Source organism: Longispora urticae (assembly GCF_053902585.1).
In genome coordinates, this window is the sequence record NZ_JAQZSH010000011.1 from 172,627 (window position 1) to 189,528 (window position 16,902).

The 16,902-nt window shown below is 72.8% G+C and carries 12 protein-coding genes; 6 read left to right on the plus strand and 6 right to left on the minus strand.

The genetic code is table 11. The features are described 5' to 3' along the window. Nucleotides 1–4 precede the first annotated feature (4 nt). The 5 genes from PT931_RS05810 to PT931_RS05830 are packed head-to-tail and all read left to right on the plus strand — an operon-like array spanning nucleotide 5 to nucleotide 4,918. Nucleotides 5–1,192 (plus strand): MarP family serine protease, encoded by a 1,188-nt coding sequence (locus PT931_RS05810; protein WP_456244639.1) that lies wholly within the window; start codon nucleotides 5–7, stop codon nucleotides 1,190–1,192. Nucleotides 1,193–1,243: 51 nt separating this feature from the next. Further along, the gene (locus tag PT931_RS05815) at nucleotides 1,244–1,504 is read left to right on the plus strand and encodes a hypothetical protein (RefSeq protein WP_456244640.1); all 261 of its coding nucleotides are present in this window, start codon (nucleotides 1,244–1,246) and stop codon (nucleotides 1,502–1,504) included. After that, nucleotides 1,504–3,129, plus strand: coding sequence for an alpha/beta hydrolase (locus PT931_RS05820; RefSeq protein ID WP_456244641.1), 1,626 nt, complete (start codon nucleotides 1,504–1,506; stop codon nucleotides 3,127–3,129). The genes PT931_RS05815 and PT931_RS05820 overlap by 1 nt, the downstream gene beginning before the upstream one ends. Beyond that, nucleotides 3,113–3,577, plus strand: coding sequence for a hypothetical protein (locus PT931_RS05825; RefSeq protein ID WP_456244642.1), 465 nt, complete (start codon nucleotides 3,113–3,115; stop codon nucleotides 3,575–3,577). The genes PT931_RS05820 and PT931_RS05825 overlap by 17 nt, the downstream gene beginning before the upstream one ends. A 45-nt stretch (nucleotides 3,578–3,622) precedes the next feature. Further along, a complete protein-coding gene (locus tag PT931_RS05830) occupies nucleotides 3,623–4,918 on the plus strand; it encodes a serine hydrolase domain-containing protein (protein ID WP_456244643.1) in 1,296 nt (431 codons plus the stop codon). A 41-nt stretch (nucleotides 4,919–4,959) separates the two neighbouring features. Here PT931_RS05830 and PT931_RS05835 read toward each other — a convergent pair whose 3' ends face one another. The 5 genes from PT931_RS05835 to eccCa all read right to left on the minus strand — a co-directional run bounded on the left by PT931_RS05835 (nucleotide 4,960) and on the right by eccCa (nucleotide 13,482). Then, nucleotides 4,960–5,961, minus strand: a complete 1,002-nt coding sequence (locus PT931_RS05835) for a S8 family serine peptidase (protein WP_456244644.1) — start codon at nucleotides 5,959–5,961, stop codon at nucleotides 4,960–4,962. Between the two features lie 700 nt (nucleotides 5,962–6,661). Then, nucleotides 6,662–8,332 carry a hypothetical protein gene (locus PT931_RS05840; RefSeq protein WP_456244645.1) on the minus strand — a complete coding sequence of 557 codons (1,671 nt, stop codon included), beginning with the start codon at nucleotides 8,330–8,332 and terminating at the stop codon, nucleotides 6,662–6,664. Between the two features lie 2 nt (nucleotides 8,333–8,334). Then, nucleotides 8,335–8,766: a hypothetical protein gene (locus PT931_RS05845; RefSeq protein WP_456244646.1), complete on the minus strand. Its 432-nt coding sequence runs from the start codon at nucleotides 8,764–8,766 to the stop codon at nucleotides 8,335–8,337. A 31-nt stretch (nucleotides 8,767–8,797) separates the two neighbouring features. After that, nucleotides 8,798–9,610 (minus strand): hypothetical protein, encoded by an 813-nt coding sequence (locus PT931_RS05850; RefSeq protein WP_456244647.1) that lies wholly within the window; start codon nucleotides 9,608–9,610, stop codon nucleotides 8,798–8,800. Beyond that, nucleotides 9,610–13,482, minus strand: a complete 3,873-nt coding sequence (gene eccCa / locus PT931_RS05855) for a type VII secretion protein EccCa (RefSeq protein WP_456244648.1) — start codon at nucleotides 13,480–13,482, stop codon at nucleotides 9,610–9,612. Before eccCa ends, PT931_RS05850 begins: the two co-directional genes overlap by 1 nt. Before the next feature lie 420 nt (nucleotides 13,483–13,902). Here eccCa and eccD point away from each other — a divergent pair, with 420 nt between their 5' ends. Further along, nucleotides 13,903–15,279, plus strand: a complete 1,377-nt coding sequence (eccD, locus tag PT931_RS05860) for a type VII secretion integral membrane protein EccD (protein ID WP_456244649.1) — start codon at nucleotides 13,903–13,905, stop codon at nucleotides 15,277–15,279. A 44-nt stretch (nucleotides 15,280–15,323) separates the two neighbouring features. On the opposite strand, the gene PT931_RS05865 is transcribed toward eccD, so the two are convergent. After that, nucleotides 15,324–16,829, minus strand: a complete 1,506-nt coding sequence (locus PT931_RS05865) for an MFS transporter (protein ID WP_456244650.1) — start codon at nucleotides 16,827–16,829, stop codon at nucleotides 15,324–15,326. Between the last annotated feature and the right edge of the window lie 73 nt (nucleotides 16,830–16,902).

Sequence of the window (16,902 nt, forward strand, 5' to 3'; positions counted from 1 at the left end):
CGTCATGCCCGGCCACCTTGTCGACATCATCCTCGTCGTCCTCGCGCTGCTCTTCGCGATCAACGGCTACCGGCAGGGTTTCGTGATCGGGATCCTGTCCTTCGTCGGCTTCTTCGGCGGCGCGCTGCTGGGCCTGCAGGTGGCCCCGTCCATCGCGGTCTACTTCGACAGCCCCACCGTCCGGGTCCTGGCCGCGCTCGGGGTCATCTTCGCGATCGCGCTGCTGCTCCAGGCGCTGTGCGCGTGGCTGGGCTCCCGGCTGCGGCAGGGCATCCGGGACAGCGGCGTCCAGGTGCTCGACGACATCGGCGGCGCGCTGGTGTCCATCGTCGCCGTGCTGCTCGTCGCGTGGATGGTGACCGCCCCGCTGGCCTCGTCCTCGGTGCCGGGGCTGTCGAGCGCCATCCGGAACAGCAGCATCGTCAGTACGGTGAACGCGGTCATGCCCGACCCGATCAAGGGCATCTACAAGGAACTGCGCGACACCGTCAACACCAACGGCTTCCCCGAGGTCTTCGGCGGGCTGACCCCGACCGTGGTGCCCGAGGTCAGCGAGCCGAACGGGTCGCTGGCCGGTTCGGAGGTGGTGCGCCGGGTGCGCAGCTCCGTCGTCAAGGTGCTGGGTGACGCGCCGAGCTGTTCGCGGCGGATCGAGGGCTCCGGCTTCGTGTACGCGCCGGAGCACGTCATGACGAACGCGCACGTGGTCGCCGGCACCAAGAAGATCACCATCGACGCGGGCGGCGGCGTGAAGAAGTCGGGCACCGTCGTGGCGTACGACCCGCTGAAGGACCTCGCCGTCATCTACGTGCCCGGCCTGACCGCCCCGGTGCTGCCCTGGGCCACCGCGCCCGCCGCGGGCAACCAGGACGCCATCGTGCTCGGCTACCCGCTCGACGGGCCGTACACGGCGAAGCCCGCCCGGGTCCGCGACTCCCGGAGCATCAAGGGCCCGGACATCTACAACTCGGGCACGGTCGTCCGCGAGGTCTACACGATCCGCTCCGAGGTGCGCAGCGGCAACTCCGGCGGCCCGCTGATCTCGCCCACCGGCGCGGTCTACGGGGTCATCTTCGCCGCCGCCGCCGACGACGAGACCACCGGATTCGCGGTCACCGCGACCGAGGCGGCCAGCGTCGCCAACGAGGGCCGGACCCGGACGGCGGCGACCAGCACGGGGAATTGCGCCTAGTCAGTACCATCGGCCATGGCCGAACCACAGGTGACAGTGGACACTCAGGCATTGAGGAGCGTCGGGGTGGCCGTCGCGGCGACCGGGCGCAGGATCAAGACGCACTTCGATGGCACCCGGGCCGCCCTGTGCCCGGCGGACCAGCCCGGCTGGGCCACGGTCGGCACCCTGCGCGCCGTGGTCGACGCCTGGGCCGACTACGCCGAGGTGCTCTCGCACCGGGCGGTCGACGCGGGCGCGCGGCTGACCACCGCCGCCGAGGAGTACGACCGGACCGACGCCGGGGTGTCCTCCCGGTTCGGGCGGCCGTAGTGGTCACGTTCGCGCAGCTCCGGGACGCCGACCCGGCGCTGTACTCGACCGCGGCCGCCGCCTGGACGGGCCTGGCGGCGGCGATGGAGACCCAGGCCGACGACCTGATCCGGGACACCAGACCGCTCCAGGGCTGGGAAGGCACGGCCGGGGTCGCCGCCCGCGCGCACCTGGACCGGATCCGGGTGGACGTCGAGGACAACCAGGTGCCGCTGCGCCAGGTGGCCACCCTGCTCGACGCGCACCACGAGCAGGTCCTCAAGGCCAAGGGCATGCTGCACTCCGCGCTGACCCGGGCCCTCGCCCTGCCCGCCACGGTCGCCGACGACGGCACGATCACCCCCGCCGGGGCCGTGGAGCCCGGCCGGGTCGAGGGGCTGGTCCGGGAGTTCGAGGCGGCGCTGCGGGTCGCGGCCGAGTCCGACAACCACACCGCGCAGGGCCTGATCCAGCTGGTACCGGGGAACGGCACCGCCCTGACCGCGGTGCCCCTGGCGTCGGTGCCCGCGCGCGGTACCAGCCCGGCGGCCGTCCGGGAGTGGTGGCGCGGCCTGTCGGACACCGAGCGCCGGTTCCTGATCACCCGGCACCCGGAGCTGGTCGGCTGGCTCGACGGCATACCGGCCGCCGACCGGGATCTGGCCAACCGGCTCGTCCTGGAGCAGCGCCGCGAGACCCTGGGCGCCCGCCGGGCCGAGCTGGAGGCGCGCGGCGACCTGTCCGGGGCGGAGAAGAAGGAACTCGACGGCATCCGGCGCACCCTGAAGGGCCTCGACGCGCTCGACGACCGGCTCGTCAACTCCCCGCGCGGCGCCGACGGGTCGGAACAACGGGCCTACCTGCTCGGCGTCGACACCGCGCACGACGGCCGGGCCGTCATCGCGGTCGGCAATCCGGACGAGGCGGACAACGTCGTCACGTACCTGCCCGGGACCGGGGCGGACCTGTCCAAGGTGGGCGGCGACATCGCGCGCGCCGACCGGATGGCGTTCGACGCGAACAAGCTCGACCCGACCCGCCGGACGGCCGCCGTCATGTGGCTCGGGTACGACGCGCCGGACAACCTGCTCGCCGCGACCAGCGACAAGTACGCGAAGGGGGCGGAGACGGACCTGAGCCGGTTCCAGAACGGGCTGCGGGTCACCCACGACGGAGTCCCCTCGCACGCCTCGATCATCGGCCACAGCTACGGCTCCACCACGGTCGGGTACGCGGCCCGCGAGCACTGCGGGTTCGTCGACGACCTGATCTTCGTGGGCAGCCCCGGGGTCGGCGTGGACCGCGCCCCGGACCTCGGGGTCGGCGGGGACCATGTCTGGTCGTCGACGGCGAAGAACGACCCGATCCAGTACGCGTCGAATCCGTTCACGCCGAAGGCGGACCTGGTGTTCGGCACCAACCCCAGTACCGAGAGATTCGGGGGTCAGGTCTTCACCAGCGACCCCGGCGACCCCCTGATCAAGAAGAAGAACTTCTCCATCGACATCTTCGGCCACCATGTCGGCACCGTGAGCGTGCCGTCCGGCATCGACACCAACGCGCACTCGCAATACTGGGACGAGCACAACCGGTCCCGGGAGAACATCGCCAGGATCGTGACCGGGCACTATGCGGACGTCCGCTAGCGCCTGGCTGCTCCTGGCGGCGTTCCTGACCGCCGCCTGCTCGACCGGAGAGGGTTCGACGATGAACGAGGGACAGGCCGCCGAGCGGATCGAGCACTACATCGCCGACGCGGTGGGCCAGTTGAGCCCGCGCCCCACGATGCGCCAGGCGCTGTTCAACTCCGTGCCCTGCGACGGGCTGGTCAAGGGGGACGGGACCGGGGTGAACGTCGAACACAACTACGCGCTGCTGGAGGTGCCCCGGGCCGGGCACGCCGCCGTGTTCGACACCCTCGCCGGGTACTGGGCCGGGCTGCGGTACACCGTGCTGCGGGACGACCGGGGGAGCGGGGCGCCCGGGGTGGTCGTCCAGACGCCGGACGGGTTCGTGGTGAAGGTCGACGCCGGGTACAGCGGGGACGGGTTGTTCATCGCCGGGTCCTCGCCCTGTGTGAGCGCGGGGGAGTAGGCGCCCGGGTTTGGCGCCCGGTCGCGGCGGTGTGAGGATCTGCGCATGTCAGTAGCCCGCCGCTCGGTCCTCGGGGCCGGTCTCGCCTCGCTGGCCGTGGCCGGTTGCGGCGGCCCGCCCCGGAAGGCCCCGGCCGCCGGGCCCGCCACCCCGACGCCCGCGCCGTCCCCGTCGGCCGCGCCGTCCGCCGCCCCCACCAGCGCGGCCCCGGCCCCGGTCGCGGCCACCGGCCTGGGCCCGAAACTGACCGCCGCCCTCACCCGGCACCTGTCACCCACCAGGGAGAACCCGCAGCACCCCGCCTTCGCCGGAGCCGTCGCCCTGGTCCGGCGCGACGGCGCGGTCACCGGGCACGTGGCCCTCGGCGACGCGGTCCGCTACGACGCCGGCCCCGTCGAACTGCCCCCGGCCCGCCGCGTCCCCATGCGCCCGGACGCCATCTTCGACCTCGCCTCCGTCACCAAGGTCTTCACCGCCCTGCTCGCCCTCCAACTCGTCGACCGGGGCGCCCTCGACCTCGGCGCGCCCGTGGTCGACCACCTGCCCGAGTTCGACGGACCCGGCAAGCGGCCCGTGACCGTGGCGATGCTGCTGACCCACACCAGCGGCCTGGTCGAGGGCGCGAACGTCACCGGGCTGTCCGGGCCGGCCGCGCGCCGGGCCGCCGTCCTGGGTTCCGCACTCGCCGGGACGCCCGGGCAGGCCTTCCGGTACTCGAGTGTCGGCGTGCAGGTCCTCGGGTACCTCGTCGAGAAGGTCGGCGGACAGCCCCTCGACCAGGCATTACGTTCCGGGGTGACCGGCCCGTTGGGGCTGCGGGACACCGGGTTCCGGCCCCTGGAGTGGGCCGACCGGTCGCGGATCGTGGCCACCGACGCCCGGTCCTCGCGGGGGCTGCTGCGCGGTGTGGTGCACGACGATGTCGCGAACATCCTGGGCGGGGTGGCCGGGCACGCCGGGGTGTTCAGTACCGCCGCCGACCTGGGGGTGGTGGGGCAACTGTTGCTGGACGGCGGGCAGTACCAGGGAAAACGGTTGTTGTCTGAAGGGGTTGTGCGCCGGATGCTGGGCAACGCCAATGCGGGGCTGCCGGCCGTGGACACCGTGCATCCGGGGCGGTTGTCCTCGCACGGGTTGGGCGTGGTGCTCGACCAGGGGTGGTTCATGGGGAAGCTGAGTTCGCCGCGGACGTTCGGGCACACCGGGTTCACGGGGACCTCGTTGGTGGTGGAGCCCGGGCGGCGGTTGGTGCTGGTGCTGCTGACGAATCGGGCGCATCCGAACTGGAGCTGGGCGGATCCGGATCCGGCACGGTTGGATGCGGCTGCCGCCGTGGCCTGAAAACCATCATTGGGTACTGGCGGGGCACGGCCGGCCCGGGGTCAGTTCGGGCGGTGGAGGACGTCCGGGGGTGGGCCGGTCGGTGGGCCCGGGGGGATCGGGCGGCGACGGCGGCGCAGGATGAGGACGACCAGTACGCCCCAGGCCGCCAGCACCACGCCGATGCCGGCCAGGACGAACGTCGGCGCGTTCGACGATCCGGTGGGCGGGGCCGCAGGGGCCGGGGTGAACGCGGGGCCGGTCGGGGTGGCGGCCGTCGGGCCCTTGCGGAGGGCGGCGAGCAGGTCGAGAGCGCCGAAGCCGTACTGGGCGTCGCGGCCCGGGGCGCCCCGGTCCGTGGCCGTCGAGGTGAGCAGGGCGATGGTGTCCCTGGCGGAGAGCTGCGGATACTTCGCGCGCAGGACCGCCACCGCGCCGGCCGTGACCCCGGTCGCGAGGCTCGTACCGGAAGTGTGCCGGTAGCCGCCCGTCGAGCTGGCCACGTTGAGGTCGGCACCGGGGGCTGCGAGGACGACGCCCGTGCCGGTGACCGAGATCGGGTCCAGGGTGCCGTCGCGGCCGGTGGCGGTGACGGCGACGACGCCCGGGTACTTCGCCGGGTAGTTGATGCCGCCGATGCCCTCCGTGCCGGGGTCGCCGACGTTGCCGGTGCCGGCGACTATGACCACGTCGGCGGCCTGGGCGCGCTGGATGGCCGCCTCCAGCTCCCCGAACGCGCCGCCGACGAACGCGAAGGTGATCACCTTGGCCCCATGCTGGACGGCGTAGTCGATGGCGGCCGGAATGCGTGCGCTCGGCATACCCCGGTCCAGCGCGGAGGTGCTCCGGCCGACCGGAAGGATCCGGGCGTCCGGTGCGATGCCGAGGACGCCGTCGGAGCCGCCGTGGCCGTGGCCCGCCACCAGGGAGGCGACGCCCGTGCCGTGGTCTCCACCGTCCGTCCAGCCCTCGCCGGACAGGTCCGCGTCCGCTCCCTTGAGGACGGTCCCGGAAAGATCCGGGTGCCTGCCGTTGACCCCGCTGTCGATCACGGCGACAGTCACACCCGCCCCCCGGCTGACGGCGTGCACCTCGGGAAGGTGGAGCGCCGAGATGTACCACTGGGCGTCGCGGATCGGATCGGCTGACGCCGCGCCGGGGATGGCCGTGGCGGCGAGGATGCCGATGAGCAGGGCCGCGCACCACGGGCGGATGCTCCGACCTGGCGCAGCTCGACGAGTGGCGGCGAGGACGCGGACTCTCGCGCTGCGAGCTGCGGTCAGGACGCCGACGAGTAGGGCCGCGCACCCTGGGTGGGCGCCACGACCTGGCGCAGCGCTACGAGTGGCGGCGAGGATGTCGACCCTGACGCTTCGAGCGATGGTCAGGGCGTCGAGGAACAGGGCTGCATATTGGCGGCGCGCGCTCGAACGGCAGCGGCTGCCGTCGCCCTGTCGGGAGTCCGGGGTTGAAATGGGGCGGACACTGGCATTGCGGGGGGCTGCTCGGAGAAGGTCGTGATCGCCGAAAGGGGCGCTTCGTTCGCCTGGCACATGTTCAGGTGCGGGCGGCGTGTCAGGTTTCATCGACCGCGGTCCACTACCGGGTAGATGTTGCCTGCCGCCTGCGGGTGGGCTTCCCGATAGGCATCAGCGGGCCGTCTGTCAGTCCTCTTGACCCGGAGCGGCGTGAACACGTTCTCCCGCCGGCCGGCGACGACTCGCACCGCGTGCCACCGAGTAGGCTCGGAATCCCCGCGAAGTGTCATCCCGCGTCGCCGTGCACGGGGTTACCTCGCGACCGGCCGATCGTCGGGCCGGGATCCGTCGCACCCGGGGACTCCGGCAAGCGGCCGGCGGCGTTGAACGGAGTCAGAGGTAGGTCGGACCTGGGCCTCTCGCGGACCGACCCCGTGTCCGTGGAACCAGCCGCGCCGACCGTCGAATCCAGGGCCGGAGCACCTTCGAGACTGGAAGCGCCGACCAGGCCCGGCGCGGTGGTGCCGCTCGGGATGGACCCGTCGCCCAGGCCCGAGTTGGAGCCGCCCTGGATCGAAGCGCCGATCACGGGGCCTGAGACAACGGGGCGGTCAGCCCCGGGCGAGCCGATGACCGGGCTCACCCCGACCGGCCGCTCGACTGGGGGCATCGGCCTCGTCGGCCCCGGCTCGACCGGGCGCGGGTCGCCCGGCCCGGTGATCACGGCGGGTGCCGACTGCCGGCTGCCCCAGAAGTCGTCCTCGTAGACGTCGCTGTAGCGGTGGTCCTCATCGCCCTCGATCCCCCGGTGCGGACCCCGGCCGGTCGGCGGAATCCCGGCCCCGGACGGTTGGCCGATGACGCCGCCCCGGTTCGGCCGTGCGCTGAGGCCACGCTCGCCGGGGGCTACGGACTGGGCGGGGGCCGCCGGGCGGGTGGTCTCACCCAGCATCGACGGCACTGTGCCCGGAGGACGGGACCGCAGAGGCTGCCGGGCGGGGGTGGCATCCCCGGTGCCTCCGACCACAGGGGAGACACTGCGCCGGCTGGGCAGGTTGTCGAGCAGGCCGGGACGTCGCGACCCGCCAGGGGGCCCACCGGGCGGCGAGTGGGGGCCGACCGGGAGCCCGGTGGTCGGCGGCAGCCCGGGAAGGCCCGGAAGTCCGGGGCCCGTCGGGCCGGGGCCGGTGGGCAGATGTGGCCCCGGGGTGACAGGGGCCGGAGTGATCGGAACCGGGCCGCCACCCTGGATGATCGGGCCGCCACCGGCGACGATGGGGCCGCCGCCGGGGCCTGGAAACCCTGGAGCCGGCTGGCCCGGCCACGGCTGGGTGACCGGACTGGCGATCGGCCCGGGATGGCTCGGCACCGGGGTCACGAGCGGAGCGATCGGGCTCAACGGCTGCCAGCTGCCGTCCGTGCCGGGTTCGTTCGGATCGATGCCCAGGACCGGGGGGATGTACTCCGGGGGCAGCTGCATGCGCATGTACGTGTCGAAGCTCGCCTGGTCGAACTTCTCCAGCGCCTCGCGGGCGTGCGTGTTGTCCTTGGGGGCCTGGTCGTCGTACCACGGATTGAGGTTGTTGATCAGTTCCTTGTCCTCGGACTTGTGGTGCCCGTAGTCCTTCGCGATCTTGGTGACCTGCTTCTGGGTGGTGGTGATGTGCCCGGCGAGGTCGGTGAGCGCGTTCGAGTTGGTCATGGTGACCTGGGCGGAGGCGTCGAGGGCGGCGCGGAGTTCCTCGATGTGGGAGAGGAAGGCGGCGGCGGCGACGTTGGTGGCCGGGTCCCAGTGGGCGGCGAGGCGCTCGGTGTAGACCCTGAGGTTGTCGCGGTGCTGGTCGAGGATCTGGGTCAGGCGGTGCCAGGCGAGGGAGTGCGCGGTGTTCGGCGGGGCGTGCTCGTACGACATGATCTGCTGGATGTCGTCGGCGTCGAGGTTGTCGTAACGACCCACGGTCAGGCCACCTCGGGGGTCGGGCGCACGGGGGCGGACGCGGGCGGCGGCGGGGGCAGCGCGGTGTCGATGTCGCGCTTGACCCGGTCCTGCAGCTCGGCGGAGAACACGTCACTGCCCTGGTAGCGCTGGGCGACCAGGTCGGCGGCGGAGGCCATCGCGGCGGTGCCCCGGTAGAAGTTGGCCATCGACTCGTCGATCTTCTTCAGGCACCGCTCGTAGTAGGAGCGGACCTTGAGGAGGTCCTGGATGTAGCAGGAGTTGCCCATCTGGGCGCCCTGTTCGAAGTAGGGGCGGATGTCGGCGTTCCACGCCTGCTTGAAGTTCTCTTCGAGGTCGCGTCTGACCACCTCTGCGAAGTCGTGCAGGGAGGTGATGTCGACGTCGATGGCCTGGTAGCTACCGATCCAGTCCGGGCTCTCGTTGGGAATCATCGCGTGCCCTCCTCCCGCCGCCCCTTCGAGGTTAGTGGATGCCGTCAACCCGTGCGGGCAGCACTATGCCCTGAACGTGTCGAAAGCCGAGTATGCCAAGATCGCCGGCTAGGAACGCTTCGGGCGGTACGTGCACCACCTCGCCGGACGGGTTGAAGAAGGTCAACTCCGGGCCGATGAGCAGGACATAGTGTCGCGGGTACCCGTCGCCGATCAGCACCGGCACCGGGTGACCTGCCTCGACGGCCGCCACCGCGTCGCGGAGGGCCGCGCCGATGCTCGCCGGGTCGGTGTCGTCGACGAGCCGCCAGTCGTACGCGCGGCCCAGGGCGCCGGCCACGCCCCACGGGGAGGTGCCGAGGCGCTGGGGCCAGAGCCGGTTGGTCGCGTCGTGGATCCGACGTTCCTCCTGGGCCAGTCGGTCGGCGAAGGGCAGGTCCGAGTCGGTGAGAGACAGCGCGTACACCGGGTCGAGGAGGGCGCGGGTCATCAGGATCGACACGGAGCCGCACGTGGTGGGCGTGGACTGGGCGATCGGCACGGTGCCCGGGATGGCCGGGTCGACCAGGCGCAGGTGGCCGTCGAGCCAGTGGTCGGAGCGGCCCCGGATCCGGTCGGCGAAGGCGGTGATCTCCTCGGCGGTGCGGCCCGCGGCGGCGGCCAGCAGCAGGTAGCGGCGTTCCAGGTCGCTCTCCGCGCGGGCCAGCACCGGCTCGATCGCGGACCGGGCCGGGGACAGGTCGGCGAGGGCCAGCCACGGGGTGAGGCGGGCGGCGAGCGCGGCCCGGCGGAAGAAGGCGCGGAGCACCCAGGACCGGCGGAGAAAGGTCGTGAGCTGCGACATCAGGTCACCTGCGAGAGCTGGACGAGTTGGGTGCCGCCGCGGCGGGTGACGAGCCAGCCCCGCCCGGGCGGCAGCGGACCGGGCCGGACGTTGCCGAGCAGCACGCCCTCGTCCCGGTTGCCGGACATCACGATCCCCGGGGACGCCAGCTCGCGGAGGCGCTGGATGACCGGGTCGTACAGCGCGCGGCTCGCACCGCCGATCTGCCGGGTCAGGATCAGGTGCAGCCCGACGTCGCGGGCCTGCGGCAGGTAGTCGAGGAGCGGGGCGAGCGCGCCGGAGCCGACCAGGTCGTAGTCGTCGACGAGGACGAAGCACTCCGGGCCCGTCCACCAGCTGCGGTCGCGGAGCTGGGCGGCGGTCACGTCGGTGCCGGGCAGCCGCTTGGACATGTAGCCGGCGACCGACTGGGTGAACTCCATGGTGGTGGTCGTGTTCGTCCCGTACCCGATGAGGTGGTCGGTCGTGATCGCGCCCAGCAGGGACCGGCGGTAGTCGACCAGGATGATCCGGGCCTGCTCCGGGGTGTAGCGCTCCACGATGGACCGGGCGATCGAGCGCAGGAACGTGGACTTGCCGCTCTCCGAGTCGCCGAACAGCAGCAGGTGCGGCTCGGACGCGAAGTCGATCGTGACCGGGCGCAGGTCGGCCTCCGCGATGCCGATCGGCAGCCGCAGCCCGTCGGCCTTCCCGGAGACGAACGGGACCGAGGACGGCAGCAGCCGGACGGGCGGCGCGGCCGGCCCCTGCCAGGAGGCCTTGACCGCCGCGACCAGCGCCTGGCAGCCGGCGGCCAGGTCGGCCGCGTCCTGCCGGCCGTCGAGCCGGGGCAGCGCGCCCAGGAAGTGCAGGCCACCGGGGGTGATGCCCCGGCCGGGGGCCTTGGCGGGCACGTTCGCGGCGATCCGGCGGTTCAGGTACGAGTCGGTGGGGTCGCCGAGGCGCAGTTCCAGTTTCGTGCCGAGCAGGTCGCGGATCGCCGGCCGCAGGTCCATCCACCGGCTGGCGCTGATCACGACGTGCACCCCGTAGGACAGGCCACGGGTGGCGATGTCGGTGATCGTCGCCTCCAGGTCCTCGAAGTCGCTGCGGACCGTGCCCCAGCCGTCGACCACCAGGAACACGTCCGCGCCACCGGTCCGGCGGAACGCCGCGATCGAGTCCAGGCCGCGCTCCGCGAAGATCCGCTCCCGGTCCGTCAGGGTCGTGTACACCTCGGCGACGCTGCGCCGGACCACGTCGACCTCGCGCCGGGTCGCCACCCCGCCCACGTGCGGCAGGTCGCGGAGCGAGGCCAGCCCGCCGCCGCCGAAGTCGAGGCAGTAGAACTGGGCCTCCTTCGGGGTGTGGCTGAGCGCGGCCGCCGCGACGAGCGTGCGGAGCATCGTGGACTTGCCCGACTGCGGGCCGCCGATCACCGCCACGTGCCCGGTCAGGTCGGCCCGGAGCAGGTCGCGGCGCTGCTCGTACGGCTTGTCGACCACGCCGATCGGGACCTGGAGCGAACCGCGCAGCTCCGGGTTCGTCACGGTCAGGCCGCGCTCCGGGTCGCCGGTCAGCGGGGCGAGCAGCTGGTCGAGGGTCGGCGGCTCCTGGAGCGGGGGCAGCCACACCTGGTGCGCGGGCGCGCCCCGGCCCTCCATCTTGCGGACCAGGATGTCCAGCAGGCTGTCGCCCACCGCCGGCTCCTCGACCGGGGCCTGGGCCACGACGCCGGGGGCCACGAACCGGCTGGTGTAGTCGAGGACCTGGGAACCGCCCCGGGCCACCCCGGGGCCGGAGGCGCGGCGGTGCACGCCGGACACGTACGCGGCCTTGAAGCGGACCAGCGGCTCCGTACCGTTGCGCAGGTAGCCGTGGCCGGGCTGGCGGGGCAGCTCGAACGCGGCGGCGTCCCCGATCGCGACCCGGGACTCGGTGGCGGAGAAGGTGCGCAGGCCGATCCGGTACGACAGGTGGGTGTCCAGGCCGCGCAGCTTGCCCTCCTCCAGCCGCTGGGACGCCAGCAGCAGGTGCACGCCCAGGGAGCGGCCGACCCGCCCGATCTGGATGAACATCTCGATGAAGTCGGGCTTCGCGGTCAGCAGCTCGGCGAACTCGTCACAGATGATCAGGAGGCTGGGCAGCGGCGCGAACGGCGCCCCGGCCGCCCGGGCCTTCTCGTAGTCGCGCTGCGAGGCGTAGTTGCCCGAGTCACGGAGCAGCTCCTGGCGGCGGACCAGCTCGCCGTTGATCGCGTCGGTCATCCGGTCGACGAGCGCCATCTCGTCCACCAGGTTCGTGATGACGGCGCTGGTGTGCGGCAGCTTGTCCATGCTCGCGAACGTCGCGCCGCCCTTGAAGTCGACCAGGACGAAGTTCAGCGTCTGGGACGGGTGGTTGATCGCCAGGGCCAGGACCAGGGTGCGGAGCAGCTCGGACTTGCCGGAGCCGGTCGCGCCGATCAGCAGGCCGTGCGGGCCCATGCCGTCCTGGGCGGACTCCTTGAGGTCCAACTCGATCGGCTGACCCTCGGGGCCGACGCCGATCGGGACCCGGAGCCGGTCCCGGTTGGGCCGCGGGCCCCAGGCGAACGCGGGGTCGAACTCGTAGGGGTCGCCGAGTTCCAGCAGTTCCGACAGGCCCAGCTCGGCTGCCAGAGGCTGGTCGTCGCCGCTGGTCAGCAGGGAGAGCCGGAGCGGGGACAGCTGCCGGCAGAGCGCCTCGTGCTCCAGCTCGCCGAGCGCGTCGGGCCGGCCGATCCAGGAGCTCTCCTCCATCGTCGTGCTGATCAGCTTCTCGGTGGTCACGTCGAACACGATCGAGCCCCGGTCGAGTGAGCGGGGCGGCTGGCCGGACAGGTCCACGATCGTGACCCCGGCGACCCCGCCGTCGGTCATCAGGTGGTCGGAGCCCGCCCGGTCGCCGCCGTCGATCACCACGACCAGGTGCGGGCCGTCGGCGGGCGCGCCACCCGGGGCGAACCGGGGACGGCTGGACACCACGTCGTCCAGCAGGGACTCCAGGGCCGTGACGCCCGGTGCGATCAGGCGGAGCTGGCCGAGGGCGTCGAACCGGTGCGGGTGCAGCGCGTGCGGGAGCCACTTGAGGTGCTCCCACTCGGGGCGGCGGTCGTTGGCCGCGCACACCGCGATCCGGATGTCCTCCGGGGCGTGCAGGACCGCGAGCTGGGCGAGCATCGCGCGGACCCAGTCCATGCTGGCGGCGCGCTCGCCGCGCACGTACAACGTGGAGAAGCTGCGCAGCGAAAGGGCGACCGGAAGATCCGGAATGATGTGGTACGTACTCACGAAGCGGCGCAGGGACAGCGCCGTCATCGGCTCCAGGTCCTCCAGGGCCTTCGACGGGCCGGTGCGCAGCGGGGTGGCCAGCTCCTGGGGGCCGAGGCCCATCCGGACGGTCAGGTAGTCGCCGTCGCCCGGGCGGCGCTCCCACAGCCGGTGGCTGGCGGCCGTCGACCACAGGGCGCCCGGCTCCGGATGCCGGTGGTGCATGGCCGTGCGCTGGGCCTCGATGTTGCGGCGGACCTTGCGGCGCATCTGGCCCAGGTAGCGCATGTAGTCGCGGCGCTGGGCCATCAGCTCGGCCTTCTTCGGGCCCGTCTGGCCGGCGAAGCTGGTGGCGAGCATGCCGACCGAGGACAACCCGAACAGGCCGCCCATGATCCACTGCATGGTGCCGCCGCCCCGGCTGCCCATGAACATCAGCGCCATGGAGCCGCTGCCCGCGAGCATCGGCAGCATCATCAGCAGCTGGGACCACGCGCGGCCCGTGACCTGCGGCAACTCCGGGGGCGGGTTGAGCACGATGTCACCGGACGGCAGTTCGGGGCCGGGTCTGCGCGGGGGGCGCTTGACGATGACGGTGCTCACCCGACCACCCTAGGGCGCGGATCGACCGGTACGCCTCCCCGGATTCGGTTCTGGCCCACACTTTCTGAAAGCGGGCCCACACTTTGTGCGAGCGGGGTCGGTCGGCTGGTGCAACGTCCGTCGCCTCGCCTGCCGGGTGGGCCGGGGCCGGCTGGGGCCGGCTGGGGCCGGCTGGACCGGCCGGGGCTGGGGCGCGGGCGGGTGGCTCCCGCAGGGGGCGGCCGGAGGCGCGGCTTCACAGGGGGCCGGGCCGGTGCCGATGCCTACGGGTCGGGCGCGCGGCGTAACCATCTGAGGATCTTCGGGGTGTTGGTGGCTGCCGAGCGGCCCGCCAGTCCCCGGGCACGCCCGTCGCAGCCCGGTCCGGGTCCCCTTCGTGACAGGGGATCGCCCGGGGATCGACCGGTATGGTCATGGGTCATGAGCACCAGTGGGTTGGGCCTGGCGCGGGTCACCATCGCGACCCCGCGCCGCAGGATCGACGTCGCCCTGCCCGAGCAGTCCGCGCTCACCGAGCTCCTGCCGCGCATCCTCGCGCACGCGGGCGAGGCGATCGCCGACGACGGCGAGGCGCACGGCGGCTGGATTCTCCGCAGGTCCGACGGCACGCCGCTGACCGCTGGCCGCACGCTGACCGCCAACGGGGTACGCGACGGCGAGATCCTGCACCTCCTGCCCCGGCGCGCGGACTGGCCGGAGCTCGACTACGACGACGTGGTGGACGCGATCGCGACGGGCGCGAAGGCGTACGGGCCGGCCTGGTCGGGCGCCGCCACCCGCCGCGCGGGCCTGGTCGCGTCGGGGGTGGCGCTGGCGCTGGGCTGGTTCGCGGTGCTCGCCTCGGGGCCGGGCTGGCTCGGGCCGGGCCTGTTCGCGCTGGGTGTGGGCCTGGTGCTGGTCCTGACGGGTACGGTGCTGTCCCGCGCGCTGTCCGACGGCCTCGCGGGGGCGGTCCTCGCCGCGTACGGCCTGCCCTACGGCTTCCTCGGCGGCTTCCTCGTCCTGGCCCAGGGCCGCGAACTGACGGCCGGCGACCTGCTGCTCGGTTCCTCGGTGCTGCTGGTCCTGGCCGTGGCCGGCTATGTCGGGGTGGCCGACGCGCCCCGGATCTTCGCGGCCGGGATCCTGACGGCGCTCCTCGGTCTGCTGGGCGCGCTGCTCGGCCTGTGGCTCGGCGCCGCCGGGTCGGCCGCGCTGGTGGCGAGCCTGCTGTTGGCGGTGACGAGCGCGTTCCCGCTGTTGTCGATGCGGCTGGGCAAGCTGCCCGTACCGGTCGTGCCGGCCAACGCGGCGGCCCTCGACGCGTCGGTGCCCCTGCCGCCCCGGGTGACGGTGTTCGCGGCGGTGGCCCGGGCGGACGAGCTGCTCACGGGGCTGTTGCTGGGCGCCGCGGTGGTGTCGGCGGCGTGCGCGGTGGTACTCGTCCTCAAGGGCGGGGTCGCGGGCCTGATCCTGGCCGGGGTGGTGTCGTCGGCGTACCTGCTGCGGGCCCGGTTGTTCCCGGCCGTCCGGCACCGGTTGCCGCTGCTCGGGGCGGGGATCGCGGGGCTTGCGGTGCTGGGCGTCGGGCTGCTCGCGGCGGCTCCGCCCCTGGCCCGGCTGCTCGTCGTCGCGGTGGTGCTGCTGGTCGTCGCGGGGCTGGTCGCCACGGCGGGCCTGGTCTACGGCCGGCGGACTCCGTCGCCCTATCTCGGCCGGACCGCCGACATCCTCGACGTGGCCCTGGTGATCTCGGTGATCCCGGTCGCCTGCCAGGTCCTGGGCCTCTACGCCCTGGTCAGGGGCCTCGCCGGCTGACCGAGCCAGGGCCGGAGGCGAGCCCGCCCCCGGCCCCACGAACCTCAACTCCCCACTGAAACCAGCTCCTCCTCGACCACAGGCTCAACCTTCTTCTCCCGCATCAAGACCAACGCCAGCACGGCGGCCACCACGACCCCACAGGCCCCGGCGATGAACGTCGTCGACATCGCACTGGTGAACGCCTCCCGGGCGGCGTCGGCGAGCCCGGCATCCCCGTTGCCCGCGGCAACCCCCAACGCCTCAGCCACGGACCTCCGCGCCGCCCCGGGCGCATCCCCCGGCATCGCGTCCGTGTACGCGCCGGACAGCACCGACCCGAGGATCGCCACCCCGAGCGCCGCACCGGTCTGCTGCACGGTGTCGTTGAGCGCCGACCCGACCCCGGCGTGCTCGGCGGGTACGGCCCCCATCAGGGCGCCGATCGCGGCGGGCATCGCCAGCCCGCAACCGGCCCCGAGGAGCAGCATCGCCCCGGACACGTGCCAGAAGCTGGCCCCGACGGGCAGGGAGGCGAGGCCGAGGAAGCCGGCGGCGATGACCAGCAGGCCGATGGCCGCCAGGTACCGGTTGCCGAGCTTCTTCACCAGCGCCGCCCCGAGCCCGTTGAACGCGAGGGTCGCGACGGCCAGCGGGGTGAGCGCGAGCCCGGTCTCGGTGGGGGTGTAGCCGAGTACGAACTGGAGGTACTGCGTCAGGACCAGCATCAGCCCGCCGTTGGCGAAGGTGACGAGGACCAGGGAGAAGCTGGAGCCGGTGAACATCCGGTTGCGGAACAGGTCGAGCGGGACCATCGGGGAGGCGGTGCGCAGTTCCCAGACGACGAAGCCGGCGAGGCTCAGGACGGTGGTGACGAGCGCGGCCAGGGTGGTGGGGTCGGAGATGCCCTTCTGGGGCAGTTCGATGATGGTCCAGACCAGGGCGGTCATGCCGACCATGGACAGGATCATGCCGAGCGGGTCGGCCTTGCGCGACGGGCCGCGGGACTCGGGCATCAGGACGAGGGCGGCGACGATCGCGAGGGCCGCGATGGGCAGGTTCATCACGAAGACCGCGCCCCACCAGAACTGGGCGATCAGCAGGCCGCCGAGGGTCGGGCCGCCGACCAGGCCGAGCATGGCCACGGAGCTCCAGGCGGCGATGGCCTTGGGGCGTTCCTTCTCGTCGAACACGGTGATCAGGATCGACAGGGTGCTGGGCATGATCAGCGCGCCGCCGATGCCCATCAGGGTCCGGCCGGCGATGAGCTGGCCCGGGTCGGTCGCGTAGGCCGCCAGCAGGGAGGCCGCTCCGAAGATCACCAATCCGATGATCATGACTTTCCGGCGGCCGTACCGGTCGGACAGGCTGCCGGACGTCAGGAGCAGCCCGGCGAAGACCAGGATGTACGAGTCGATGATCCACTGGATGTCCTGGGCGCTGGCCCCGAGGTCGCGCACCATCGGCGGGATCGACACGGTCAGCACCATGTTGTCGATGACCAGCACCAACGTGCTGAGGCACAACACGATCAGGATCAACCAGCGTTTGGGGTTCCGCTCTTCCGTCACAACCGCTCCCTAGGTCCGCACAGTGTTCGTCGCTCCGCACACTGTACGGCGACCGCACACTGTTCGCAATACC